23 protein-coding genes are annotated in these 23,022 nt (G+C 73.0%); 6 read left to right on the top strand and 17 right to left on the bottom strand.

The genetic code is table 11. From position 1 onward, the window contains the following. Window positions 1-48 precede the first annotated feature (48 nt). From V7Z97_RS14460 to hutI, 6 genes are all read right to left on the bottom strand, one after another. Window positions 49-582 (bottom strand): HutD/Ves family protein, encoded by a 534-nt coding sequence (locus V7Z97_RS14460; RefSeq protein ID WP_334164137.1) that lies wholly within the window; start codon window positions 580-582, stop codon window positions 49-51. 71 nt (window positions 583-653) lie between these two features. Further along, complete coding sequence (locus V7Z97_RS14455; RefSeq protein ID WP_334164136.1) at window positions 654-1,043, bottom strand: GxxExxY protein; 390 nt, start codon at window positions 1,041-1,043, stop codon at window positions 654-656. A gap of 134 nt (window positions 1,044-1,177) precedes the next feature. Next, the gene (gene hutU, locus V7Z97_RS14450) at window positions 1,178-2,842 is read right to left on the bottom strand and encodes a urocanate hydratase (RefSeq protein ID WP_334164135.1); all 1,665 of its coding nucleotides are present in this window, start codon (window positions 2,840-2,842) and stop codon (window positions 1,178-1,180) included. Then, window positions 2,842-3,654: an N-formylglutamate deformylase gene (hutG, locus tag V7Z97_RS14445; protein WP_334164145.1), complete on the bottom strand. Its 813-nt coding sequence runs from the start codon at window positions 3,652-3,654 to the stop codon at window positions 2,842-2,844. Before hutG ends, hutU begins: the two co-directional genes overlap by 1 nt. Then, a complete protein-coding gene (gene hutH / locus V7Z97_RS14440; protein WP_334164144.1) occupies window positions 3,651-5,168 on the bottom strand; it encodes a histidine ammonia-lyase in 1,518 nt (505 codons plus the stop codon). Before hutH ends, hutG begins: the two co-directional genes overlap by 4 nt. Before the next feature lie 8 nt (window positions 5,169-5,176). After that, a complete protein-coding gene (hutI, locus tag V7Z97_RS14435; protein WP_334164134.1) occupies window positions 5,177-6,382 on the bottom strand; it encodes an imidazolonepropionase in 1,206 nt (401 codons plus the stop codon). Window positions 6,383-6,447: 65 nt separating this feature from the next. Here hutI and V7Z97_RS14430 point away from each other — a divergent pair, with 65 nt between their 5' ends. After that, window positions 6,448-7,806 (top strand): formimidoylglutamate deiminase, encoded by a 1,359-nt coding sequence (locus tag V7Z97_RS14430; RefSeq protein WP_334164133.1) that lies wholly within the window; start codon window positions 6,448-6,450, stop codon window positions 7,804-7,806. Continuing rightward, complete coding sequence (gene hutC, locus V7Z97_RS14425) at window positions 7,803-8,531, top strand: histidine utilization repressor (RefSeq protein ID WP_334164132.1); 729 nt, start codon at window positions 7,803-7,805, stop codon at window positions 8,529-8,531. Before V7Z97_RS14430 ends, hutC begins: the two co-directional genes overlap by 4 nt. Here hutC and V7Z97_RS14420 read toward each other — a convergent pair. Next, complete coding sequence (locus V7Z97_RS14420; RefSeq protein WP_334164131.1) at window positions 8,528-9,721, bottom strand: MFS transporter; 1,194 nt, start codon at window positions 9,719-9,721, stop codon at window positions 8,528-8,530. The genes hutC and V7Z97_RS14420 overlap by 4 nt on opposite strands. A 637-nt stretch (window positions 9,722-10,358) precedes the next feature. Here V7Z97_RS14420 and V7Z97_RS14415 point away from each other — a divergent pair. Then, window positions 10,359-10,775 carry a PRC-barrel domain-containing protein gene (locus V7Z97_RS14415; protein ID WP_334164130.1) on the top strand — a complete coding sequence of 139 codons (417 nt, stop codon included), beginning with the start codon at window positions 10,359-10,361 and terminating at the stop codon, window positions 10,773-10,775. Window positions 10,776-10,857: 82 nt separating this feature from the next. Here the strand turns inward: V7Z97_RS14415 and V7Z97_RS14410 are convergent, their stop codons facing one another. The 5 genes from V7Z97_RS14410 to V7Z97_RS14390 are packed head-to-tail and all read right to left on the bottom strand — an operon-like array spanning window position 10,858 to window position 16,103. Beyond that, the gene (locus V7Z97_RS14410) at window positions 10,858-11,925 is read right to left on the bottom strand and encodes a sodium:calcium antiporter (protein ID WP_334164129.1); all 1,068 of its coding nucleotides are present in this window, start codon (window positions 11,923-11,925) and stop codon (window positions 10,858-10,860) included. A 10-nt stretch (window positions 11,926-11,935) separates the two neighbouring features. After that, complete coding sequence (locus V7Z97_RS14405) at window positions 11,936-12,238, bottom strand: hypothetical protein (RefSeq protein WP_334164128.1); 303 nt, start codon at window positions 12,236-12,238, stop codon at window positions 11,936-11,938. A gap of 1 nt (window position 12,239) precedes the next feature. Then, window positions 12,240-14,774 carry a cbb3-type cytochrome c oxidase subunit I gene (locus V7Z97_RS14400; protein WP_334164127.1) on the bottom strand — a complete coding sequence of 845 codons (2,535 nt, stop codon included), beginning with the start codon at window positions 14,772-14,774 and terminating at the stop codon, window positions 12,240-12,242. Further along, window positions 14,771-15,751, bottom strand: coding sequence for a cytochrome c oxidase subunit II (gene coxB / locus V7Z97_RS14395; protein WP_334164126.1), 981 nt, complete (start codon window positions 15,749-15,751; stop codon window positions 14,771-14,773). The genes V7Z97_RS14400 and coxB overlap by 4 nt, the downstream gene beginning before the upstream one ends. Beyond that, window positions 15,714-16,103, bottom strand: a complete 390-nt coding sequence (locus tag V7Z97_RS14390; protein WP_334164125.1) for a c-type cytochrome — start codon at window positions 16,101-16,103, stop codon at window positions 15,714-15,716. The genes coxB and V7Z97_RS14390 overlap by 38 nt, the downstream gene beginning before the upstream one ends. Before the next feature lie 85 nt (window positions 16,104-16,188). Here V7Z97_RS14390 and V7Z97_RS14385 point away from each other — a divergent pair, with 85 nt between their 5' ends. Further along, the gene (locus V7Z97_RS14385) at window positions 16,189-16,890 is read left to right on the top strand and encodes a c-type cytochrome (RefSeq protein ID WP_334164124.1); all 702 of its coding nucleotides are present in this window, start codon (window positions 16,189-16,191) and stop codon (window positions 16,888-16,890) included. Here the strand turns inward: V7Z97_RS14385 and V7Z97_RS14380 are convergent. Together V7Z97_RS14380 and V7Z97_RS14375 are read right to left on the bottom strand one after the other, a co-directional pair. Then, on the bottom strand, window positions 16,796-17,458 hold the full coding sequence (locus V7Z97_RS14380; RefSeq protein ID WP_334164123.1) for a cytochrome b: 663 nt from the start codon (window positions 17,456-17,458) through the stop codon (window positions 16,796-16,798). The genes V7Z97_RS14385 and V7Z97_RS14380 overlap by 95 nt on opposite strands. Then, window positions 17,458-18,192, bottom strand: a complete 735-nt coding sequence (locus V7Z97_RS14375; RefSeq protein ID WP_334164122.1) for a cytochrome c oxidase assembly protein — start codon at window positions 18,190-18,192, stop codon at window positions 17,458-17,460. The genes V7Z97_RS14380 and V7Z97_RS14375 overlap by 1 nt, the downstream gene beginning before the upstream one ends. A gap of 201 nt (window positions 18,193-18,393) precedes the next feature. Here V7Z97_RS14375 and V7Z97_RS14370 point away from each other — a divergent pair, with 201 nt between their 5' ends. Next, window positions 18,394-20,760 carry a membrane-bound PQQ-dependent dehydrogenase, glucose/quinate/shikimate family gene (locus V7Z97_RS14370; protein ID WP_334164121.1) on the top strand — a complete coding sequence of 789 codons (2,367 nt, stop codon included), beginning with the start codon at window positions 18,394-18,396 and terminating at the stop codon, window positions 20,758-20,760. Window positions 20,761-20,784: 24 nt separating this feature from the next. Here the strand turns inward: V7Z97_RS14370 and V7Z97_RS14365 are convergent, their stop codons facing one another. From V7Z97_RS14365 to V7Z97_RS14355, 3 genes are all read right to left on the bottom strand, one after another. Then, on the bottom strand, window positions 20,785-21,543 hold the full coding sequence (locus V7Z97_RS14365; RefSeq protein ID WP_334164120.1) for a universal stress protein: 759 nt from the start codon (window positions 21,541-21,543) through the stop codon (window positions 20,785-20,787). After that, entirely contained in the window at window positions 21,540-21,812 is a 273-nt protein-coding gene (locus V7Z97_RS14360) for a hypothetical protein (protein ID WP_334164119.1), read from the bottom strand. The genes V7Z97_RS14365 and V7Z97_RS14360 overlap by 4 nt, the downstream gene beginning before the upstream one ends. 93 nt (window positions 21,813-21,905) lie before the next feature. Beyond that, window positions 21,906-22,403 carry a MarR family winged helix-turn-helix transcriptional regulator gene (locus V7Z97_RS14355; protein ID WP_334164118.1) on the bottom strand — a complete coding sequence of 166 codons (498 nt, stop codon included), beginning with the start codon at window positions 22,401-22,403 and terminating at the stop codon, window positions 21,906-21,908. Window positions 22,404-22,658: 255 nt separating this feature from the next. On the opposite strand from V7Z97_RS14355, the gene V7Z97_RS14350 reads away from it, so the two are divergent. Continuing rightward, window positions 22,659-23,015, top strand: a complete 357-nt coding sequence (locus V7Z97_RS14350) for a DUF1622 domain-containing protein (RefSeq protein ID WP_334164117.1) — start codon at window positions 22,659-22,661, stop codon at window positions 23,013-23,015. Window positions 23,016-23,022: the final 7 nt, after the last annotated feature.

The raw sequence follows: 23,022 nt of genomic DNA, 5'->3' as shown, positions 1-23,022 counted from the left end.
GCCCGCCCTAGATGGACCTTCCCATGATGGGAGGGTCAAGGGGCCCGTTCAGGTCTCCAGGCTGACCAGCCAGGCGCGGCCGGATTCGAGGGTGGCCGGGCCGTCCGCCGGCTCGAGGGCCAGGGCGTCGTGGCGCTCCAGCGGAATGCCGGCGGCGCGGGCCGGCTCCAGGGCCACGAGCAGGTGATCGCCGGCCGGGACCGCGCCGCCGTCCAGCCGCCGGACGTGCGCCCGGGCCCGCCCGCGGCGGGTCATGACGTTGAGGTCGAGGACGGGGCCCGCGAGCACCGCACCGTGGGTCGGCGCGTCGCCCGGGAAGATGGCGGGCGGGCTGTCCGGTCCGATCTCGACGGGGGCGAGGCCCGCCACCTCCAGGCGCAGCCGGCCGTCCAGCACGGCCAGCACCCGGTCCACGCCCGGGAACACCGAGAACGGCCCGTCGGCGCGGACCTCGGCCATGCTGATCCGCCAGAGGAAGCCGTCGAAGCCGGCGCCTTCGGGGAAGGCCGCCACGTCGCGGGTCACGCCGCCGCCGTTCTTCCACGGGACGGGGACCCGGTCGGCGGCGCGGAGGATCTGCATGCTCAACCCCATTCGTGGCGGCGACGCCGAAGGTCCGGATTGGAGACCACGGATTTCACGGATTTCACGGATCAGACCGCGAAGCGCTCGATCTTGGCTTCGACGGCGCCGAAGTTCACCAGAAGGCCGACTTTCAGGCCCGTCGCCCGAAGGTAGTGGATCAATTGCGCCCGATGCTCGGGCGCGAAATCCCGGGCGACCTTGAGCTCCACGACGACCTTGTCGAAACAGATGAAGTCGGCGGCGTAGGTCTGCCGGAGCGGATGTCCCTTGTAGTTGAGGCTCAGAGGCTGCTGAGCCCGGAAGGGGACCTGGCGCGCTTGAAGTTCGATGGCCAGCGCCTCCTGATACACCGCCTCGAGAAACCCAGGCCCCAAGGTGGTGTGCACTTCGAACACCGCGCCTCTGATCTGGAATGTCTCGTCAGCGTGGAGCAGAGGTGGATGACCGACATCGTCCATACGGCAAGCCTCGGAAGCATCGGAACAATACGAGAACAGTCAGCTTCGCCGCAGTCAACCCCCGATCCGTGAGATCCGTGAAATCCGTGGTTCCCTGCATGGCCCGGCCTTCGTCGGGACGAGCGGTCTGGGGGCTAGAGGATGCCGGGCAGGTCGAGGCCCTTGTCGCGGGCGCAGGCGAGGGCCTCGGGATAGCCGGCGTCGGCGTGGCGCATGACGCCGGTGGCCGGGTCGTTCCAGAGGACGCGCTCGATGCGCCTCGCGGCCGCCTCGGTGCCGTCGCAGACGATGACCATGCCGGCGTGCTGGGAGTAGCCCATGCCGACCCCGCCGCCGTGGTGCAGGCTGACCCAGGTGGCGCCCGAGGCGGTGTTGAGCAGCGCGTTGAGCAGCGGCCAGTCGGAGACCGCGTCGGAGCCGTCGCGCATGGCCTCGGTCTCGCGGTTCGGCGAGGCGACGGAGCCGGAATCCAGATGGTCGCGGCCGATGACGACGGGCGCCTTCAGCTCGCCGGTGCGCACCATCTCGTTGAAGGCGAGGCCGAGCCGGTGGCGGTCGCCGAGGCCCACCCAGCAGATGCGGGCCGGCAGGCCCTGGAACCTGATCCGCCTGCCGGCCATGTCGAGCCAGTTGTGCAGGTGCGGATTGTCGGGGATCAGCTCCTTCACCTTGGCGTCGGTGGCGGCGATGTCGGCCGGATCGCCGGACAGCGCGGCCCAGCGGAACGGGCCGATGCCGCGGCAGAACAGCGGGCGGATGTAGGCCGGCACGAAGCCGGGGAAGTCGAAGGCGTCGGCGACGCCGGCGTCCTTGGCCACCTGGCGGATGTTGTTGCCGTAGTCGACGGTCGGCACGCCCCGGCGGCGGAACTCCAGCATGGCGCGGACGTGCTCGGCCATGGACTCGCGGGCCGCCTCCTCCACCTGCTTGGGGTCCTGGTCGCGCATGGCGGCCCAGCGCTCCAGGGTCCAGCCCTTCGGCAGATAGCCGTTCACCGGGTCGTGGGCGGAGGTCTGGTCGGTGAGCAGGTCGGGCGTGACGCCGCGGGCGAGGATCTCGGGCAGCACCTCGCAGGCGTTGCCGAGCACGCCCACGGAGACCGCCTGCTTCTTGGCGGTGGCTTCCTCGATGATCGCCAGGGCCTCATCGAGGCTGCCGGCGGCGCGGTCGAGGTAGCCGGTGCGCAGGCGCATCTCGATCCGGCTGGGCTGGCACTCGACGGCCAGGCAGGAGGCGCCGGCCATGACCGCGGCGAGCGGCTGGGCGCCGCCCATGCCGCCGAGGCCGGCGGTGAGCAGCCAGCGGCCGGAGAGGTCGCCGCCGTAGTGCTGGCGGCCCATCTCCACGAAGGTCTCGTAGGTGCCCTGCACGATCCCCTGGGCGCCGATGTAGATCCAGGAGCCGGCGGTCATCTGGCCGTACATCATGAGGCCGGCGCGATCGAGCTCGTGGAAGTGGTCCCAGTCGGCCCACTTCGGCACCAGGTTGGAGTTGGCGAGCAGGACGCGCGGCGCGTCGGCGTGGGTGCGGAACACGCCCACCGGCTTGCCGGACTGGATCAGCAGGGTCTCGTCGTCGCCCAGGCGGCGCAGGGTCTCGACGATCCTGTCGTAGCTCTCCCAGTCGCGGGCGGCGCGGCCGATGCCGCCGTAGACCACCAGCTCCGCGGGATTCTCGGCCACGTCGGGGTGCAGGTTGTTCATCAGCATCCGCAGGGGCGCCTCGGTGAGCCAGCTCCGGGCGGAGAGCTGGGTCCCGGTGGCGGGGCGGACGATGCGGCTGGGGTCGGAACGGGTCATCAGCGGGCGAAGCTCAGGCAGGCGTCGAGGACGCGGTGAAGGGCGTGGCGCATGAAGAGGGCGCGCTCGGGGTCCCAAGGGGTGGGCCAGGTCCCGGGCGTCGGCGCGGCGTCGGGGTCGTCCATGTAGCCGCGGCAGGCGAGCTCCATCTGGATGGCGTGGACCCCCTCCTCGGGCCGGCCGTAGTGGCGGGTGGTCCAGCCGCCCTTGAAGCGGCCGTTGACCACCGCCGAGAAGTCGGACGCCTCGCAGGCGGCCTCGACGGCCTCGGCCAGCTCGGGGTCGCAGCTCGCGCCGGAGTTGGTCCCGATGTTGAAGTTGGGCAGCTCGCCCTCGAACAGCCGGGGGACGCGCGAGCGGATCGAGTGGGCCTCGTAGAGCACCACCCGCGGATGGAGGGCGCGCAGGCGGTCCAGCTCGGCGGCCAGGGCGGCGTGGTAGGGGTCGAACCAGGTTCGGCGCCGCCGCGCGATCTCGACGTCGTCGGGCTCCTGGCCCGGCCGGTAGAGCGGCTCGCCGTCGAAGGTGGTGGTGGGGCAGAGCTCGGTGGTCGCCTGGCCGGGATAGAGCGAGGCGCCGGACGGATCGCGGTTCACGTCGATGACCGTGCGCGAGACGGCGGTGCGGACCGTCGTGGCGCCGAGGCGGGGGGCGAAGTCGTAGAGCTTCTCGATCCACCAGTCGGCGTCCTTGCGGGCCAGCCAGGGGGAGACGAGGCGGTCCGCGATGTCGGGCGGGATGTCGGTCCCGGTGTGCGGGAAGCTGACGACGAGGGGCGCGTCGCCCCTGGTGACCTGCAGCCAGTCCATCAGGCGATCCCCGGCAGCGGCAGGCCGGCCGCGGCGGTGACGCCGCCGGTGCGGACGAGGTCGCAGGCGGCGTCCAGGTCGGGGGCCATGTGGCGGTCGTGGTCCAGCGTCGGGACCCAGGCCCGCAGGTCGGCGCGGACGCCCTCCAGGGCTGCGCTGGAGGTCAGGGGGGCATGGAAGTCGCAGCCCTGCGCCGCCGCCAGCAGCTCGATGCCCACGACGGCCGTGGCGTTGCGGACCATGGGGGCCAGGCGCACGGCGCCGTGGGCGGCCATGGAGACGTGGTCCTCCTGGTTGGCGGAGGTGGGGATGGAATCGACGCTGGCCGGATAGGCCCGCTGCTTGTTCTCCGAGACCAGGGCCGCGGCGGTGACCTGGGGGATCATGAAACCCGAGTTGAGGCCGGGCTGGGGGGTCAGGAAGGCCGGCAGGCCGGAGAGCGCCGGGTCCACCAGCATGGCGATCCGCCGCTCGGCGAGGCTGCCGATCTCGCAGACGGCCAGCGCGATCATGTCGGCGGCGAAGGCCACCGGCTCGGCGTGGAAGTTGCCGCCGGACAGCGCCTCGTCGGCTTCCGGGAAGATCAGCGGGTTGTCGGTGACGCCGTTGGCCTCGCGCTCGAGCGTGGTGGCGGCCTGGCGCAGGACGTCGAGGGCCGCACCCATCACCTGGGGCTGGCAGCGCAGGCAGTAGGGGTCCTGCACCCGCTCGTCGTCCTTCAGGTGCGAGGCGCGGATCGCCGAGCCGGCCATCAGCCGGCGAAGCGCCTCGGCGGCTTCGATCTGGCCGGGTTGCTTCCGCAGCGCGTGGATGCGCGGGTCGAAGGGGGTGTCGGAGCCCTTGGCCGCCTCGGTGGAGAGGGCGCCGGTCACCAGGGCGGCCTGGAACAGGCGCTCGGCCTCGAACAGGCCGGCGAGCGCATGGGCGGTGGAGAACTGGGTGCCGTTGAGGAGGGCGAGGCCTTCCTTGGGGCCGAGCGTCAGGGGCTGCAGGCCTGCGGCCTTCAGGGCCTCGGCGGCGGGCAGGCGACGGCCGTCGACCTCGATCTCGCCGACCCCGATCATGGCCGCGGCCATGTGGGCGAGGGGGGCCAGGTCGCCGGAGGCGCCGACGGACCCCTGGCTGGGGACGACGGGCGTCAGGCCCTGGGCCAGCATGGTCTCCAGCATCTCCACGGTCTCGACGCGGACTCCGGAGGCGCCCTGGGCGAGGCTGGCGACCTTCAGGGCCAGCATCAGGCGGATCACCGGGGCCGGCGAGGGTTCGCCCACGCCGGCGGCGTGGGAGAGGACGATGTTGCGCTGGAGGGTCGCGAGGTCGGCTTCCGCGATGCTGACGCTGGCCAGCTTCCCGAAGCCGGTGTTGATCCCGTAGACCGGCTCGCCCTTGGCCAGGATGCGGCCGACGGCGGCGGCGCTCTCGGCGACCAGGGCCCGGCAGGCCGGCGGCAGGCGCACGGACGCCCCGCGGTAGATCTCGCGCCAGTCGGCGAGGCCCGCCCCGCCCGGCTGCAGCATCACTTCGCTCACTCACCCCTCCAGACGCGCGCATGGAGCGGGTTGAAGCCCATGCGGTAGACAAGTTCGGCCGGCCGCTCGACGTCCCAGATGGCGAGGTCGCAGGCCTTGCCCGGCTCCAGGGTCCCGACCTCGGCGCCGAGGCCCAGGGCGTGGGCGGCATGGCGGGTGACGCCCAGCAGGCACTCCTCGACGGTCAGGCGGAACAGGGTCGCGCCCATGTTGAGGACCAGCAGGATCGAGGTGAGCGGCGAGGTGCCGGGATTGCAGTCGGTGGCCAGCGCCATGGGCACCCGCGCCGCGCGCAGGGCCTCGACCGGCGGCAGCTTCGTGTCGCGCAGGAAGTAGAAGGCGCCGGGCAGCAGGACGGCGGCCATGCCGGCCGCGCGCATGGCGGCGATCCCGGCGTCGTCGAGGTGCTCCAGGTGGTCCGCGGAAAGGCCGGCGAACTCGGCGGCCAGGGCCGCGCCGTTCAGGTTGGAGAGCTGTTCGGCGTGGAGCTTCACCGGCAGGCCCAGGGCGCGGGCGGCCTCGAACACCCGGCGGGTCTGGGCGGGCGTGAAGCCGATGCCCTCGCAGAAGGCGTCGACGGCGTCGGCGAGGCCCGCCTCGGCCACGGCGGGCAGCATCTCGCGGCAGACGACGTCGATGTAGCCGTCGGCGTCGCCGGCGAACTCCGGCGGCAGGGCGTGGGCGCCCAGGAAGGTGGTCGCGATGCGCACCGGCCGGCGGTCGGCCAGCGCGCGGGCGGCGCGGAGCTGCTTCAGCTCGTGCTCGGTGGAGAGGCCGTAGCCGGACTTCACCTCCACGGTGGTGACGCCTTCGGCGATCAGGGCGTCGAGGCGCGGCAGCGACTGGGCGACCAGATCGGCCTCGCTCGCCGCGCGCGTGGCGCGGACGGTGGAGACGATGCCGCCGCCGGCCCGGGCGATCTCCTCGTAGGAGGCGCCCGCCAGGCGCAGCTCGAACTCGTGGGCGCGGTCGCCGGCGTGGACGAGGTGGGTGTGGGGATCGATCAGGCCCGGCGTGATCCAGCGGCCGTCGCAGTCCACGGTGTCGGCGGGGTCCAGCGAGGGCGCGTCGGCGGCGGGGCCGGCGTAGACGATCCGACCGCCCCGGGCGGCGACCAGGCCGTCCCCGACCTCGCCCAGGCCCGGTTGGCCGGGGGCCATGGTGGCCAGTCGGGCGTTTCGCCAGACCCGGTCGCAGCGCACCGTCGTCTCCTCCAAAGCAGGCGGAATCCCTAGCCCGCCGCGCCTCAATTGTATAGACATAAGCCATGGTCACGACGCTCTGGTTCGAACACGGGCTGACCGCGGCGGGCTGGGCGCGCGACGTCCGGATCTCGGTGGCGGACGGCCGGATCGCGCGCCTGGAAACCGGCGTCGAGGCGGGCGGCGCGGCGCGCCACGGGATCGCCGTGCCCGGCCTGCCCAACCTGCACAGCCACGCCTTCCAGCGGGCCATGGCCGGTCTCACCGAGATGCGCGGCCCGGCGGGCGACAGCTTCTGGACCTGGCGGGAGCTGATGTACCGCTTCGTCGAGAGGCTGGGTCCGGAGGAGCTGGAGGCGGTGGCGGCGCTCGCCTTCGCCGAGATGCTGGAGCGCGGCTTCACCCGGGTCGGCGAGTTCCACTACCTGCACCACGACGCCGGCGGGCGGCCTTTCGACGATCCGGCGGAGATGTCGGCCCGGATCGCGGCGGCGGCGCAGGCCACGGGAATCGGCCTCACCCTGCTGCCGGTGTTCTACGCCCACTCCGGGTTCGGCGGGGCCGCGCCCACGGCGGCGCAGGCGCGGTTCGTCCATGACGCCGGCGGCTACGCCCGGCTCGTGGAGGCGGCGCGGGCCGCCGTGCGGCCGCTGGGCGACGCGGTGGTCGGCGTCGCGCCGCACAGCCTGCGGGCGGTCACCGAGGACGAGCTGCGCGCGGTGGCCGGGCTGGGCGAGGGGCCCGTGCACATCCACATCGCCGAGCAGGTGCGCGAGGTCGACGACTGCCTGGCCTGGTCGGGGAGCCGGCCGGTGGACTGGCTTCTGGACCGTTTCGAGGTCGGCGAGGCCTGGTGCCTGGTCCACGCGACCCACATGACGCCGGAGGAGACCCGCCGGCTGGCCGGGAGCGGCGCGGTGGCGGGGCTCTGCCCGGTGACCGAGGCCAACCTGGGCGACGGGATCTTCCCGGCGGACGGCTACCTCGCCGAGGGCGGCCGGTTCGGGGTGGGCTCGGATTCCAACGTGCGGATCGACGCGGCCGAGGAGCTCCGGATGCTGGAGTATTCCCAGCGGCTGGGCCTGCGGGCGCGCAACGTCCTGGCCGGGGGGGAGGGCCGCTCCACCGGCGGCGACCTGTACCGCCGCGCGCTGACGGGCGGCGCGCAGGCGCTGGGCTCGGCTCAGACCGAGGGGCTGGCGGAGGGCGGGCCGGCGGACATCGTGGCGCTTTCGCCCGACCATCCGGACCTCGCCGGGCGGACGGGCGACCGCTGGCTGGACAGCTGGGTGTTCGCCGCCGGCGGGGCGGCGGTGGCCGACGTCTGGCGGGCGGGCGAGCACGTGGTGCAGGGCGGCCGCCACCGGGCGCGCGAGCCGATCGAGGCGCGCTACCGCCAGGCGCTGGCGAGGCTCGTGGCATGACCGTCCGCGACGCCACCCTGCACAAGCGCATCCGCGCCGATATCTCCGACCGGATCCTCTCCGGCGCCTGGCCGCCGGGCCACCGGGTGCCGGCCGAGCACGAGCTGATGGCGCAGTACGGCTGCTCGCGGATGACCGTGAACAAGGCGCTGGCGCCGCTGGCCGAGAACGGGCTGATCGTGCGCCGGCGGCGCGCCGGCTCGTTCGTCTCGCGCCCGCGCATCCATTCGGCGGTGCTGGACATCCCCGACATCGCCGCCGAGGTGACCGGCCGCGGCGAGACCTACGGCTACGAGCTGCTGGCGCGGACCGAGCGGCGGGCGAGCGCCGCGGACTGCGCGGCGCTGGGGCTGGACGAGGCGGCGCGCGTGCTGGCGCTGCGCTGCCTGCACCGGGCCGGCGGCGCGCCCTTCGCGCTCGAGGAGCGGCTGATCAACCTGGGGGCCGCGCCGGAGGCGGCGGAGGTGGACTTCGCCCGCACCGCGCCGGGCGGCTGGCTCCTGGCGCACATCCCCTGGACCGAGGCCGAGCACCGGATCAGCGCGGCCAATGTGGCGCCCGCCATGGCCCGGACCCTGCGGATCGCGCCCACCGCCGCCTGCCTGGTGCTGGAGCGGCGGACCTGGCGCGGGGCCGACCGCATCACCCATGTGCGGCTGACCTTCCCGGGCGAGGCCTACGACCTGGTGGCCCGCTTCGCGCCGTCAGCCGGGGAGCCCGGCTAGTCCCGCCGGAGCCGGCCGAGGAAGGTGAGGGCGAAGACGCCGAGCCCGGCGGCCACGGCCACGGGCGCCATGGCGTCGAGGACCTGGCCCGCCGACCAGCCGACGTGGCGCAGCTCGCCCGCCAGCAGCGGGCCGATGATCGAGCCGAACCGGCCGAAGCCCACCGCCGCCCCGGCCCCGGCCGCGCGAACGGCGGGGTCGTAGAGCATGGGGGCCAGGCTGTAGAGGGCGTACTGGGCGCCCAGGACCAGGAAGCCGGCGGCGGCGGACAGCGCCAGGATCGCGCCGACGTCCTCGGACCGGCCGAGGGCGAACATGGCGGCGGCGAGCGCGGCGTAGGCGACCAGCAGCGACCAGCGGAAGCCGGCGCGGTCGACCGCCAGGCCCAGCAGCAGGGCGCCCGCCACGCCCACGAGGTTGAACAGCAGCGAGGCGACCGCGCCGTCGGCGGCGGTGTGGCCCTTGGCGACCACCAGAGACGGGAGCCAGTTCAGCATCAGGTAGAGGACCAGCAGGGTCAGGATGTTGGCGGCCCAGAGCAGCAGGGTCGGGACTGCCCGGCCCTCGCCGAACAGGCCGTGCAGGACGCGCCGGTCGGCGTCCGGCCGCGCCGGCGGCCGGGTCTCCGGCAGCAGGAAGACGATCACCGGCACCAGCAGCAGGGGGATCACCCCGCCGGCGATGAACACCGTCCGCCAGTCGAGGCCTTCGCCCATCATCCGGGCCGCCAGGGACACCGCCGCGCCGCCGGCCGGCATGCCGCAGAACATGGCGCTGGTGGTGGCGCCGCGCCGTTCGGGGCGGCTGATCTCGCTGGCGATGGCGATCAGGTTGGGCAGGGCGCCGCCGAAGCCCAGGCCGGTGACGAAGCGGGCGGCGAGCAGGCTTTCGTAGTCGTGCGTCAGCCCGGTCCAGATGGAGCAGAGGCCGAAGCCGACCACGGAGGCGATCAGCACCGGCTTGCGGCCCGTGCGGTCGGCGAGCCAGCCGCCGGCGAAGGCGCCGATGACCAGGCCGACCATGGCGATGCTGGCGGCCCAGCCCTGCTGGTCGGCGGCGAGGCCGAGCTCCGGGACGAGCTGCGGCGCGGCGACGCCGAAGGCCTGGATGTCGTAGCCCTCGATGGCGGCGATCAGGAAGCAGATGGCCGTCACGGCGCCCGGGCCCAGCCGGCTTGCGGTCTTCCCCACGGATATCCTCCCCGAACGCCGTTCCGGCGGGGCGCATTGTGTTTCCCGGACGGGAGAGTCGTTCAACCTTCACGTAAGCGGAACCTGCGCCCTCGCCCGAAACGCTCCGCTATGGCAGGAAGGCGGCCGATGCGGACGTGGCGAAACCGGTAGACGCAGCAGACTTCTTTGGAGTGCCCGCGGGGAAATCCGCGGCGTAGAACCGCTCAAATTCGGGGAAAGCTGTCGCCAGATGGCATGCCGATCCCGAGCCAAGCCCGGGGGCTCCCCCGGGAAGGTGTAGAGACTAGACGGGCGGCGCCTAAACCCCGGGTTCCGGGGCATGGCGAAGGGATAGTCCAGACCACGAACGCCCGAGCGGCGGCGGCGAAAGCCGAAGTGGTACGAAAATCTGCTTTCCGAAAGGGAGTGTGGGTTCGAGCCCCACCGTCCGCACCACCCAACTGATCGAGGCGTGCTGCGTCACGCAGGTCGCCCCTCCTGGCCGCCCCAGGGCGCGGTGGGCGCGCGCCTGGCAGACATCGGAGGGCTGAGTGTCAGAACCTCGGCTGGCGCTGGCCGTTCCGGGAGGCGCCTGCGTTCGAATCGGGCGTGCGCCGGACCAGCCGGCGGGCGTGGCCCAAGGGAGGACAGTTCGATGGAAGACCAATCCACAATCCGCGAGGAACGACGGTCCTATTCGGCCGGACAGCCGGAGCACCCGCTCATTCCCGCAGGACGGGTGAGCGGCGCTGACGTCTACGGGGCGGAGGGCGAGAAGATCGGGCAGGTGGAGGACGTCGCCCTCGAAAAGGTCGAGGGCAGTGTGGCCTACGCGATCCTGAGCCTCGGCGGCTTCCTCGGACTGGGCGCCCGCTACCACCCCGTACCCTGGCGCATGCTTCGCTACGATGTCGAAAGGCGCGGCTATGTGATCCCCTGCACCAAGGACCAGCTCGAGAACGCGCCGACCATCGACCGCGAGGAACTCAGCGGCTGGGACGACGCCGCGCTCCGCGACGGCCTGTACGCCTACTACGGCCCCTACGGCGCGCACCCCTATTGGATGCCCTGATCGAAGGGGCGCGAGCGGCGCGCTGACGGCTCGCCCGGGCCGTCGGCGGCTTGCTCGTCCAGGTCGCCTCCCCGCGTGATCTTCAGCTTGCGTTCCGCAGCAGGAACAGGACCACCAGACCGATCCCGTAGATGGCCAGGACCGCGGCGCTGTCGAAGCCCATCCGCAGGACCGTGCGGTCGCGCCGTTCCACCAGGCCGACGACGTAGACCGCGCAGATCAGCGCCCCCAGGCAGGCGGCCACCACCGAGAAGGGACCGAGCGTGCCGAGCACCGGAGCCTCCCGGTAGAAGACGTCCACCAGGCCCAGGAGCGCCAGGTTGAACATGTTGCCGCCCAGGACGTCGCCCATCGCCATCTGCGGCCGCTTCAGCCGCACCGCGCCGATGGCGCTGGACAGTTCCGGCAGGGAGGTCGCGCCGCCGAGGAACACCGCCCCGAAGAAGCTGGCGCCGAGGCCGGTGCGCTCCGCGAGGCTTTCGCCGGAGCGGGTGAGAAGAAATCCGCCGACCAGGATCACCGCGCCCGTGACCGCCAGCAGCAGGACGAGCTTCGCGGGCGAGCCGGCGTCGTCCTGGCGGTCCTCGGTCTCGGACCGGTCCGGCGCGGGCGCGTCGGCCGGCCGCCACGTCGCGCCCCGGTTCATGGCCACCGCCGACATGAGGCACGCGGCGTAGGCCAGGAGGATGAGCACCGAGCCTGCGCCGACCCGGGTCCCGAACAGGTCCACGTCGCCGGCCGATATGGTGATGGCGATCAGCATCAGCAGGCCGATGTTCATGGCCGCATAGGCGAGCACGTCGGGGCGAGGCACGATCGAGGTGAGCGCCTCGCGCCCGACCAGGATGTCGACGAGCGCCAGCACGACGAGCTGCAGGGCCACGCCGCCGACCAGGTTGTTGGCCGCCAGGTCGCCCGATCCGCCGACGGCGGCCGTGATCGAGGTGGAGATCTCGGGCAGGGAGGTGATGCCGCCGAGAAGCAGCAGGCCGACGAGCGCCCCGCTGAGACCCGTGGCGGTGGCGAACCGGTCGGCGTAGCCGGCCAGCCGCGTGCCGGCGCGCCAGACGACGACGGCCGCCAGGAGGAAGATGGCCGCCGACATCCAGAGGGAGTCGCCGCCGCCCAGGATCGCGCCGAGCCCGCCCACGCCGTCCTCCCTAGTGGCCGACCAGGGCGGGGAGCCCCTGCCAGACGATGGCCACGAGGGCGACGACGGCGCCCAGACTGCTGAGAGAGCGCACGAACCGGTCGGTCTCGTCAGCCGATCGAAGCCGGCGGGCCGCGACGAACATGAGCGCCGCGCCGGCCGCGCATAGGAGGGTGAAGGCGCCCGTCGCGATCAGAGCCGCCGGGTCGTCCGGGCGGGCGACCACGTCGGCGACGCTGGCGATGCCGTAGACCCCCATGAAATGGGTCGCCCAGATCGCCAGGGGCCCCAGCAGAAACAGCCAGGGGCGCATGTCACCCGGCCCCCGGGAAGAGGCGCACCAGCAGGACGCCGAGGGCGCCCTGGGCGGCCGTGAAGACGAGGAACAGCGACACCGTGTCCAGGCTGGCGGGGCGGGACGGGTGCATGACCCCGGCGACGGCCCGCGCGGCGAGGAAGCCGGCCATGAGCAGCCCCGTCGCCAGGAGCACCGCCTGCCAGCTGAGAATGGCGAAGACCGTCGCGCCCTGGCTGCTGGCCGACGGGCGCAGGCCGGCCGCCGTCCAGGTCTGGAGGTCCACGGCCCAGGCGGAGAGCGCGAGCGCCGCGGCAAGGCCCATGAGCAGCGGGCCCCAAAGCCGCCCGTGTCCGCGGCGTCCGAGGCGCGGCGCGGCCAGGGCCAGGCCGGCGGAGACCGCGTAGGCCGCGACGATGGCGGCGAGCCACGCGAGCGCCGGCGGGTCGATCCACAGGTCCGGCCGGCGGCTCCAGAGGAAGACGTAGCTGAAGCCGGCCATCAGGAAGACCATCCCGGCGACCGTCAGCAGCACGACCATGGCCCACCAGCCGTGGCTGGCCGGGCCGGTGACGTAGGTGGGCACGCGGATGCCCGCGCCGATGTCGATGTCCGTGGCCGGCATCGGCCGGTCGGTCTCCCACATCCAGCGCAGGACGCAGATCACCGCCAGGACGCCGCTCACGACGCCGGGCCAGTAGGCCTGGATGGTGAGCAGCAGGAAGAAGCCGGCGGTGAACACCGCGCCCAGCACAGGCCAGGCCGAGGGGCCGGGCATGCTCTGGACGTACTGCGGCTCGGCCCGCAGCGGGCTGGTGATGATGGTCTCACGCAGCCCCGTGGCCGTGCGCGGCAGGAAGTAGCGGCCCTCCTCCACGTCGCGCGACAGGTCGGGGTCATCCCAGAGCGGATAGCGGCCCTGCACGCGGGGGATCGAGCGGGTGGAGTAGAGGCCGGTCGGCAGCCACTCCAGGGTGCCGGCGCCGAAGACGTTGCCGGCCTCGTCGCCGGCCGTGAACCGGAAGTTCCGAACGAGGTCGACGATGAACAGCAGCACGCCGGCGGCCAGGAGGAAGGCGCCGACCGTCGACATGAGGTTCGGCAGCTCCCAGCCGCGGCCGGGCAGGTAGGTGTAGACCCGCCGCGGCATCCCCATCAGGCCGGTGAGGTGCATGGGCAGGAAGGCCACGTGCATGCCGGTGAACATCAGGCCGAACACCCAGCGCCCCACCCGCTCGGAGAGCGCCCGGCGGCTGATCATCGGCGTCCAGTAGTAGAAGGCGGCGAACAGCGGGAAGACCATGCCGCCGATCAGGACGTAATGCAGGTGGGCGACGATGAAGTAGGTATCGTGCGCCTGCCAGTCGAAGGGGACCATCGCCACCATCACGCCGGTCAGGCCGCCCATGACGAAGACGACCATCGACCCCACGATGAACAGCGCGGGCGTGGTCCAGCGGATGCGGCCGCCGGCCAGGGTGGCGATCCAGGCGAAGACCTGGACCCCCGCGGGCACGCTGACCGCCATGCTGGCCGCCGAGAAGAAGCTGACCGAGATGGTCGGCATCCCGGTGGCGAACATGTGGTGGGCCCAGACCCCGAAGCTGATGAAGCCGGTGGCCAGCAGCGCGAGGACCACGAGCCGGTAGCCGACCAGGGGCGTTCGCGCGACGGTCGCCACCATCATCGACATCAGCCCCGCGGCCGGCAGGAAGATGATGTAGACCTCGGGATGGCCGAAGAACCAGAAGAGGTGCTGCCACAGGAGCGGGTCGCCGCCCAGCAGCGGGTCGAAGAACGGCCAGCCCAGCGCCCGCTCCAGCTCCAGCAGCAGGGTGCCCAGGATGATCGCCGGGAAGCCGATGATGATCATCGCGGCGAAGACCAGCATGGCCCAGGCGAACATCGGCATCTTGTCGAGGGTCATGCCCGGCGCGCGGGTCTTCAGCACGCCCACGATGATCTCGATGGCGCCGGCGATGGCGCTGATCTCGATGAAGCCGATGCCCAGCAGCCAGAAGTCGGCGTTGATCCCTGGTGAGAAGGCCTTGCTGGTCAGCGGCGGGTACATGAACCAGCCGCCGTCGGGGGCGAGGCCGAAGAAGATCGAGGCGAAGAAGCAGAGCCCTCCCACCAGGTAGGCCCAGAAGGCGTAGGCCGACAGCCTCGGGAACGGCAGGTCGCGCGCCGCCAGCATCTGGGGCAGCAGCAGCACGCCCAGCGCCTCCACGGCGGGCACCGCGAAGAGGAACATCATGACCGTGCCGTGCATGGTGAAGACCTGGTTGTAGGTCTCCTGCGGCAGCACCCCGTTCAGCGGCAGGGCGAGCTGGACGCGCATCACCAGCGCGAGCGCGCCGGCCAGGACGAAGAACAGGAAGGCCGCGCCGACGTAGTAGACGCCGATGTAGTTGTTGTTGACGACGGTGAGCCGGCCCCAGCCGGTGGGCGCGCGCCAGACCCGCTCGAGCTCCTCCAGCTCGCCCGCGGGCCTGGGCCCCTCCGTCGGGAAGCGGTCGAACAGCCTGGGGTCGAAGCCGGTTTCCGAGGTCATCGGCGGCTCGCCAGATAGGCCGCGAGGGCGCGCAGGTCCTCGCCCGCCAGCATCTTGTACGGCGGCATGCGGTTCCCCGGCTTGATGGCCTGGCTGTCCGAGATCCAGCCGGCGAGGGCGCCCTGGTTGTTGGCGAGGATGCCCGCCCCGAGGGAGCGGCGCGCGCCGACATAGGTGAGGTCCGGCCCCGCCAGGCCGTTGGCGGGCGTGCCGGCGATCGCGTGGCAGGCGCCGCAGCCCGCCTGGCCGAACAGCTGGGCGCCGCGCGCCTCGAGCGGGGTCGCCGCCGGCGCGGGTCCGCGCAGCCGCGCGGCCCGCCAGCGCTGGAACTCGTCCGCCGGATGGGCGACCACCACGAAGCCCATCAGGGCGTGCGGGCCGCCGCAGTACTCGGCGCACTGGCCGGCGAAGACGCCGGGCCGGTCGGCCTGCAGGCGCAGGATGTTCCGCCGGCCGGGGATCATGTCGAGCTTGCCGCCCAGGCGCGGGACCCAGAAGCTGTGGATCACGTCGGCGGCCTCCAGCTCGAGGGTCACAGGCTGGCCCACCGGGATGTGCAGCTCGTTGGCGTCGAGCATCATGGGGCGGCCCTGGCCGTCGAGGTAGGCGACACGCCACCACCACATCTCGCCGGTGACGCGGATCCGCATCTCGCCGGGCTGGGAGGGCTGCGAGAGCTGCTGGGTGGCGGTGAGCCCGTAGACGAGGATCCCCGTCAGCACGACCACCGGGAAGGCGAGGCCGCCGATCCAGATCACCCGCTCCCGCGCCAGGCGCGCCCGCCACCGCTCGCCGCCGAACAGCGCCACCGCCAGCACGCCGAACACGATCAGCATGACCGCCAGGCCCATGCCGAAGAGCACCCAGCTCAGGGTGGCGGTCACGCCGCCCATCGGCCCCGCCGGGTCGAGCGGCGGCGGCGGCCAGCCGCGCAGCGCCTCAGCGAGCGTCGAGCGTATAGAGGTAGGCTGCGACATCGCGGGCCTCCGGCTCGGTCAGGGGCATGGCGGGCATGCCGGTCTGTGGCGAAAGGGACGGGGCGTCGCGCACCCAGCGGATCAGGATGTCAGGCCGGTTCGGGAAGCGCCCGGCGATCAGGGAGCGGTCGCCGAACCCCTCCAGCGACGGGCCCACGCGCCCTCGGGGCCAGGCGACGCCCGGGATCACATGGCAGGCGCCGCAGCCGAGGTCCGCGATCACCGTCCGGCCGCGGCCGGGGTCTCCGCCGGCCACGGGCGCCGGGCTGACGTTCGTGTCGCCGCAGCCGCCCAACCCGCCGGTCGTCAGCGCCAGCGCGAGAATCGGCCCCGGCGCGCTCCAATGGCGCATGTCCCCGTCTTTCCCCAGCGCGCGGCGGCAGCGCCACGCTCCCTGCCTGGAGGGAACCGCTCAGCTTGCATCGTGTTCCAAGCTGATGGGCTTTCTGCGCCGTCACGCACGTCGCGCGGCGCCGTTCGCGGCCGCCTGCGCCGTCATGGCCCTGGCCGGCTGTGCGCCGGCCGCCGCCCCGCATTCCCCGTTCACCGCCACGGGCGAGGTGATCGCCATGGGCGGCGGACCGGCCGGCGCGACCCGCGCCTGCTTCACCTGCCACGGCCTCGGCGGCGAGGGCGACGGGGCGTTCAGCCCCCGGCTGGCCGCCCTTCCGGTCGGCTATCTCCAGAAGCAGCTCGAGGACTACGCCACCGGACGCCGCCCCGATCCGGTGATGGGGCCGATCGCCGAGGCCCTGAGCGCGGCCGACCGCGCGGCGGTCGCCGCCTACTATGCCGGGCTGCCGGCGGCGGCGGACGGCGCGACCCGGGCGCCGGACCCGCGGGGCGAGGCGCTGTTCCGGCGACCGCGGGCGGGGCAGGCCGCCTGCGCCGCCTGCCACGGGGAGGACGGCGCCGGCGTCGGGCTCGGCAACCCGCCGATCGCCGGACAGCCGGAGGCCTATGTGGTCGAGCAGCTGCGGCGGTGGCGGAAGGGCGAGCGGCGGAACGATCCGCTGGGCCTGATGGCGGCGGCCTCCCGCGGGCTCACCGACGAACAGATGCGAACGCTTGCCGGATACGTCGCGGCCCTGCCGCCACGAACCGCTCCAGCCGACGCACCCCCGGCAGCATCCCCCTGAGCACGTCGTCGCGGTCGACGAACTCGTGCTTCACCGTGGCGCCGACATGCATGGGGATCAGCAGCAGCAGCCCGACGATGAGGACCATGTGCACCTGCTCGGCCCAGGCTTCGATCGCCCAGCGGTGGGGCTCGGAGAGGCCGGCCAGCGGCAGCAGCGGCCAGGGCGCGACCCCGGCGACGGAAAGGCCCTGTTCGCGCGCCGTGGCCGAGAGCATCGCCCACCCGCTGAGCGGCAGGCCCAGGAGGCAGACGTAGAGGGTCACGTGGGTCAGGTGGGCGGCCGTGCTCTGCCAGCCGGGCTTGTCGGCGTCGTTCCGCGGCCCCGGGATCAGGATGCGCCAGGTCATCCGCGCGAGGGTGAGCACGAAGATCAGCAGCCCGACCTGGCTGTGCAGTTCGTAGGCCTCCAGCTTGTCGTAGCCCACCGGCAGGCGGCCGGTGCGCCAGCCCCACCACAACTGGAAGAGGATCAGCCCCGCGACGGTCCAGTGGAAGGCGACGCCGACCGGCGAGTAGCGCCGCTCGCGGGTATGTCCCCGGGCCCAGCGCCGCACGCGCTCCAGCATCACGCCGCCGCCTCGGGCCGGCGCTCGGCGGCGCCCAGCCAGCGGCCGATGCGCGCGAGCGCCGGCAGCAGATAGGCCAGGGCCATCGGGGCCCACATGATCAGGCCGGCGAGCTGCTGGTCCTCCAGCGGGTCCAGTCCCCAGGCGAAGGTGGTGGCCAGGTGCGGCCCGTAGAGCGGCTGGGCGGCGAAGGTGATCAGGGCGCCGAGCAGGCCGGTCAGCATCATGGAGACCAGCAGGGCTCCGGCGGCGGCCAGCGGATGGGCGGCCCTGGCAGCGGACCAGAAGGCCACCGCCGCGCCGAGGAGGGTCGCCTCCATCAGCCAGTAGCGGGCGTCGCCCGCCAGGGCCCAGGCGTAGGGCGCGGGGGCGTGCCAGAACCAGATGACCAGCGCCTGGATCACCGTCGCCGCCAGGAGGCCGCGGCGCAGGCGGGGAAGGGCGGCCGCCAGCAGCGGGGCCGCCACCACCAAGAGCAGGGCGTGGTGCGTCACGCGCGCGGAGAACAGGGCCGAACTGAGCGCGCAGAGCGGGGTGACGAAGGCCAGCGCCAGGACCGCGACGCCGGCCACGGCGTACCGGTCGGCGCCGCGCTCCGGGTTCCGGGCCAGCCGGTGGATCGCCCACACGACGGCCAGGAAGGCGAGGACCCAGACGTCGAGGTTCCAGCTGGCGGCGAGGCCGGCCGGCGTGGGCGGTGGGCCGCAATAGGGGATGGCGTCCTCGGGGAGCACGGCTGACGGTTCCTGAACCCGGCGAACTCCGAACAGCCGGAGCCTCCAGGGGTTCCAAGTTCACAATTGCTCGCGGCGCGAGGTTATCAGGGAACGCTCACGGCGCCGCTCGGTTCTCCACAGGATGACAGATAAAAAGGGAGCGGCGGGATGAGGGAACGCGCGTCCGGGCTTTCGCGCACGCCAGGTGCGTGGGCGGCCTTGGCCCTGGGAGGACTCCTCCTCCTGATCGGGATCATACTGGCCGCCGGCGGGCTATGGCTGGCGGTGCTCGGCGGCTCCTACTACTACCTTGCGGCCGGCGTCGGCGTCGGCGTGGCCGGCGTGATGATCATGCGCCGCAACCTGCTCGGGCTGTGGATCTATGTCGCGGTCTTCCTCGCCACCCTGGCCTGGGCGGTGTGGGAGGTCGGGCTGCAGGGCTGGCCGCTCGTGCCCCGGCTGGCCGGCCCGCTGGTCCTCCTGGCGCTGGTGCTCGCCGCCGCCCCGCTGCTGGGCGACGGCCGTCGCGGCCGCCAGATCGCGCTCGGAGGGCTCGCCGCGGTGGCCGCGCTGCTGGTGGCCGGCGGGGTCACCGTCGCCCTGGCCAGCCGGGGGCCGGCTCCCCGGAGCCTGCCGGCCGCCGTGCAGAGCATGGCGGATCCATCGCCTCTGGCCGCCGGCAGCGACTGGCCCGCCTACGCCGGGACCCAGAGCGCCCGCCACTATTCCCCCCTCGGCCAGATCACGCCCGACAACGTCGGCAAGCTGGAGCGGTTCTGGGTGGCGCACACGCGCGACCTGCCCAAGGACATGAAGGACAACAAGTACGGCGCGGAGACGACGCCGCTGAAGGTGGGCGACACCCTCTACCTCTGCTCGGCGACGAACATCCTGATGGCGCTGGACGCGGCCACCGGCCGGGAGCGCTGGCGCTACGATCCCAAGGTGTCGCAGGAGTGGATCCCGTACACGGCCGCCTGCCGCGGCGTGAGCTATTTCGCCGACACCGCCGCGCAGCCTGGCGCCGAGTGCGCAGCCCGGATCATCGAGGGCACCCTCGACGGCCGCCTGATCGCCGTGGACGCGCACACCGGCCGGCCCTGCTCCGGCTTCGGGCGGGGCGGGCAGGTGGACATGAAGGTGGGCATGGGGCCCGTGGTCCCCGGCATGGTCTCGATCACCTCGCCGCCGGTGATCGTGCGCGGCGTCGTGGTCACCGGACACCAGGTCCTCGACGGCCAGAAGAACGACGCGCCCTCGGGGGTGATCCAGGGCTTCGACGCGCGCACCGGCGAGCAGCGCTGGGCCTGGGACCTCGGCCGCCCCGGCCAGACCGCGCCGGTCGGGCCGGACGGGATGTACACCCGCGGCACGCCGAACATGTGGACGATCGCCTCCGGCGACGAGGCGCTCGGGCTCGTCTACCTGCCGATGGGCAACTCGGCCGTCGACTACTGGAGCAGCGACCGCTCGCCCGAGGAGAACCTTTTTTCCACCGCCCTCGTGGCGCTGGACGTGACCACCGGCCAGCCCGTCTGGCGCTTCCAGACGGTGCACCGCGACGTCTGGGACTACGACCTCGGGTCCCAGGCCACGCTCGTCGACTTCCCGGCGGCGGGGGGCTCCACGCCGGCGCTGGTGCTCGCCAGCAAGCAGGGCGACATCTACATCCTCGACCGCCGGACCGGCCGGCCGCTGACGCGGGTCGAGGAGCGGCGCGTGCCGCAGGGCGGGGTGGAGCCGGCGCAGCGCACGCCGACCCAGCCGTTCTCCGCCTACCACACCCTGGCCAAGGCCGACCTGCGGGAGAAGGACATGTGGGGCATGTCGCCGATCGACCAGATGGCCTGCCGCATCCAGTTCCGGCGGGCCGAGTACCGCGGCATGTACACCCCGCCGACGAGCGACCGGCGCTGGATCCAGTATCCCGGCTACAACGGCGGGTCGGACTGGGGCGGCGTGGCCGTGGATCCGGTCCGCGGCGTGATCGTGGCGAACTACAACGACATGCCCAACTACAACCGGCTCGTGCCCAGGGCGGAAGCCGACCGCAAGGGCTGGGCGCCCCGCGGGGAGGCTCGCGGCGGCGGCATGGGCTCGGGCGCGGAGGGGGCCGGCGATCCCCAGGCGGGAACGCCCTTCGCCATCGACGTCAACGCCGGCTGGCGGATGCCCTTCACCAAGCTGCTCTGCAAGCAGCCGCCCTACGGCGGCCTCCGGACCATCGACCTGCGGACCGGACGGACCCTGTGGGACCGGCCGATCGGCGATGCGCGCCGGAACGGGCCGTTCGGCATCGCCTCGCGCCTGCCGATCACGATCGGGACGCCGAACAATGGCGGACCGCTGGTGACGGCCGGCGGCGTGGTCTTCCTCGCGGCGACGACCGACAACGTCTTCCGCGCGATCGACCTGCGCACGGGCAAGGTCCTGTGGCAGGACGAGCTGCCCGCCGGCGGGCAGGCGACGCCGATGACCTACGAGGCGAACGGCCGCCAGTACGTGGTGATCATGGCGGGCGGACACCACTTCATGGAGACGCCCATCGGCGACGCCTTGATCGCCTACGCCCTGCCGGGCAGCTGAGGCGGCGCCTGGCCCGCTTCGGCGCTAGGCGTCGAAGCGGGGCGGGAAAAGGATCGGCACGCGCCAGGCGGAGAGCGCCTCGCCAAGCGCCGTGAGGTCGCCGGCCGGGTCGAGGAACACCGAACGGGGCGCGACGATCAGGTCGCACCGGTGATCGGCGAAGTACTGCGCCAGCGTCTCCACGACACCTTCGCAGGCCGAACCGCCACCCGGATCGTCCGACGGCACCGAAGCCACGTCGAAGGAGAGCCCGTGGAGCAGGGGGTGGCTCGCCAGGAAGCCGGCGTAGCCGCGGGTGGGGCGACGTTCGTCGAACAGGATCAGGGCGCGACGGCCTGGCAGGTGGAGCTTGGGCGCGACGCAGACCGCCGGCTCCAGGTGGCGGAGCAGACGCTCGATGTTGTCGCCGAGGCCGGAGGACTGGCGCTCGGAGGAGAGCCCACGGCGGCCCACGACCACGCAGCTGGCGGTGCGGGAGAGCCGCGCGGCGATCGGCAGGAAGGGACCGTCGGCGGTGAACAGCTCCTGCACCTGGGCGCCGTTCTCGGACAGGCGGGCCGCGGCGTCGCGGACCACGGGGTCGCTGAGGCTGCGGCGCGGACCGTGCGGGCGCGGCGGCCCGCCGGCGCCGCCGTGCCGGTCGGCGGGGGGCTCCTCGACGTGAAGCAGCTCCACGCCCACGCGCAGGCGCGCCGCCAGGGTCGCCGCATGGTCGCAGACGCTGCCGAGATAGCTCGATCCGTCGATGCAGGCGATCACCGGCCCCTCGGCGGACTCCATCATGCAGCGGTCCCGGCGCGGTCCTTCAGATAGGCGCAGCAGACGCCCCAGTTGGCGCGGAGCGCCTGGCCCAGCGTGCGACCGTCGCGCTCGCCGGCAAGCCGTTCCCCGATCAGCGCGAGCTCGACGCCGGTCTGAGCCACATAGGCGAGGGCCTCGCGAGCCGACCTCGCCGGCCCGACGACGTCGTATCCGAGATCGCTCAGCGTCGGGACGATATCATCCAGGAACTGCCTGTCCGCATGCGCCACCAGGACCGCCTTGCCGTTCATCTTGCCTCCATAGCTCCACCGGAAACGCATAAACATCGTGGAGCGATCAATCGAGGCAACTGAACTTGGTGTGAGGCCGGGGCGCGGCGCGTTTCAGGACCCCGGGCGGGACTCCGACCCGTCGGTCCAGAGGCCCTCGGCGTCCAGCTGGCGCAGGGCGCCCAGCAGTTCCCGGAAGACGTCCGAGGCGCGGTTGAGCTCGCCCAGGTTGCTCCGGGAGATGGTCTCCAGCTTGGCCTCCGCAGCAGGCGTGAGCCGCAGGATGACCCGCCGGCGGTCGCCCGGCGAAGTCTCGCGGATCACCAGGTCGCGCTCGACCAGCCGGGCCACGAGGCCGACGGCGCTGTGGTTCTTGATCAGCAGGCAGTCGGCGAGCTGGCCGATGGACATCGGGCCGGGGCCGGCGTGGGCCCGGATGGCGAGCAGGGCCTGGTGCTGCTGGGGCGTCAGCTCAAGGGCCCGCGCCCCGGCCTCGCTGAACGCCAGGAACTTGCGCAGGGCGTGCCGGAACGCGCCGAGGGCCTGGTAGTCCGCCGCCGTCAGCCGACGTGACCGGCGCGGAGGCGCTATGGACGCGGGAGCGTTCGACACGGGTTTCTACCTGGCGTCCGCATGGCTGCTACTCTGCTCTTCCTGCACCAATCGCCGAGCCGTCGCTAGGTTGCGCGGCCGCCGCGAAGCCGTGTCGGACGAGCAGAGCCGACCCGGCGGATGCCGATCCCGTGATCGCGGGAACAGACCGGAAGCCCGGCCGCTCCGCAGGGCGATGACTCCGGCAGAGAACATGACGCCGGCCGCCGCCGCGGCGCGGGTCGCGGGGGCTGCGCCCGGCGCCCAGGGGACGTGATGATCGGGACGGCCAGATCGGCGCTGGACTACGCCTCCTTCGGCCTGGAGCTGGCCGGCGTCTCCGTGATCGTCGCGGGCGCGGTCGTGGCCACCTTCGCCTACCTGCGCGACCCGCAAGGCCTCGTCGGCGGATACGACCGCTACCGGGCGAACCTCGGGCGCGGCATCCTGCTGGGCCTGGAGCTCCTGGTCGGGGCGGACATCATCTCCACCGTCAGCGCGCCCCTGACCTACGAGAGCGTCGGCCTGCTGGCCGCCATCGTGCTCATCCGGACCTTCCTCAGCTTCTCGCTGGAAACGGAGATCAAGGGACGTCTGCCCTGGCGGGGGAAGGACAAGGACGAGGGGGCGTGAGCGGGCG

Source organism: Phenylobacterium sp. (genome assembly GCF_036821595.1).
Taxonomy (GTDB): Bacteria; Pseudomonadota; Alphaproteobacteria; order Caulobacterales; family Caulobacteraceae; genus Phenylobacterium.
The sequence above is the reverse complement of the archived record's forward strand: the minus strand, read 5'-3'. Positions and strand labels throughout refer to the sequence as shown.

Coding starts and splice junctions, on each gene's coding strand:
- V7Z97_RS14460 (WP_334164137.1), bottom strand. CDS start 582: ATGCAGATCCTCCGCGCCGCCGACCGGGTCCCCGTCCCGTGGAAGAAC.
- V7Z97_RS14455 (WP_334164136.1), bottom strand. CDS start 1,043: ATGGACGATGTCGGTCATCCACCTCTGCTCCACGCTGACGAGACATTC.
- hutU (WP_334164135.1), bottom strand. CDS start 2,842: ATGACCCGTTCCGACCCCAGCCGCATCGTCCGCCCCGCCACCGGGACC.
- hutH (WP_334164144.1), bottom strand. CDS start 5,168: ATGCTGCAGCCGGGCGGGGCGGGCCTCGCCGACTGGCGCGAGATCTAC.
- V7Z97_RS14430 (WP_334164133.1), top strand. CDS start 6,448: ATGGTCACGACGCTCTGGTTCGAACACGGGCTGACCGCGGCGGGCTGG.
- hutC (WP_334164132.1), top strand. CDS start 7,803: ATGACCGTCCGCGACGCCACCCTGCACAAGCGCATCCGCGCCGATATC.
- V7Z97_RS14415 (WP_334164130.1), top strand. CDS start 10,359: ATGGAAGACCAATCCACAATCCGCGAGGAACGACGGTCCTATTCGGCC.
- V7Z97_RS14405 (WP_334164128.1), bottom strand. CDS start 12,238: ATGCGCCCCTGGCTGTTTCTGCTGGGGCCCCTGGCGATCTGGGCGACC.
- V7Z97_RS14400 (WP_334164127.1), bottom strand. CDS start 14,774: ATGACCTCGGAAACCGGCTTCGACCCCAGGCTGTTCGACCGCTTCCCG.
- coxB (WP_334164126.1), bottom strand. CDS start 15,751: ATGTCGCAGCCTACCTCTATACGCTCGACGCTCGCTGAGGCGCTGCGC.
- V7Z97_RS14390 (WP_334164125.1), bottom strand. CDS start 16,103: ATGCGCCATTGGAGCGCGCCGGGGCCGATTCTCGCGCTGGCGCTGACG.
- V7Z97_RS14385 (WP_334164124.1), top strand. CDS start 16,189: ATGGGCTTTCTGCGCCGTCACGCACGTCGCGCGGCGCCGTTCGCGGCC.
- V7Z97_RS14380 (WP_334164123.1), bottom strand. CDS start 17,458: ATGCTGGAGCGCGTGCGGCGCTGGGCCCGGGGACATACCCGCGAGCGG.
- V7Z97_RS14365 (WP_334164120.1), bottom strand. CDS start 21,543: ATGATGGAGTCCGCCGAGGGGCCGGTGATCGCCTGCATCGACGGATCG.
- V7Z97_RS14360 (WP_334164119.1), bottom strand. CDS start 21,812: ATGAACGGCAAGGCGGTCCTGGTGGCGCATGCGGACAGGCAGTTCCTG.
- V7Z97_RS14350 (WP_334164117.1), top strand. CDS start 22,659: ATGATCGGGACGGCCAGATCGGCGCTGGACTACGCCTCCTTCGGCCTG.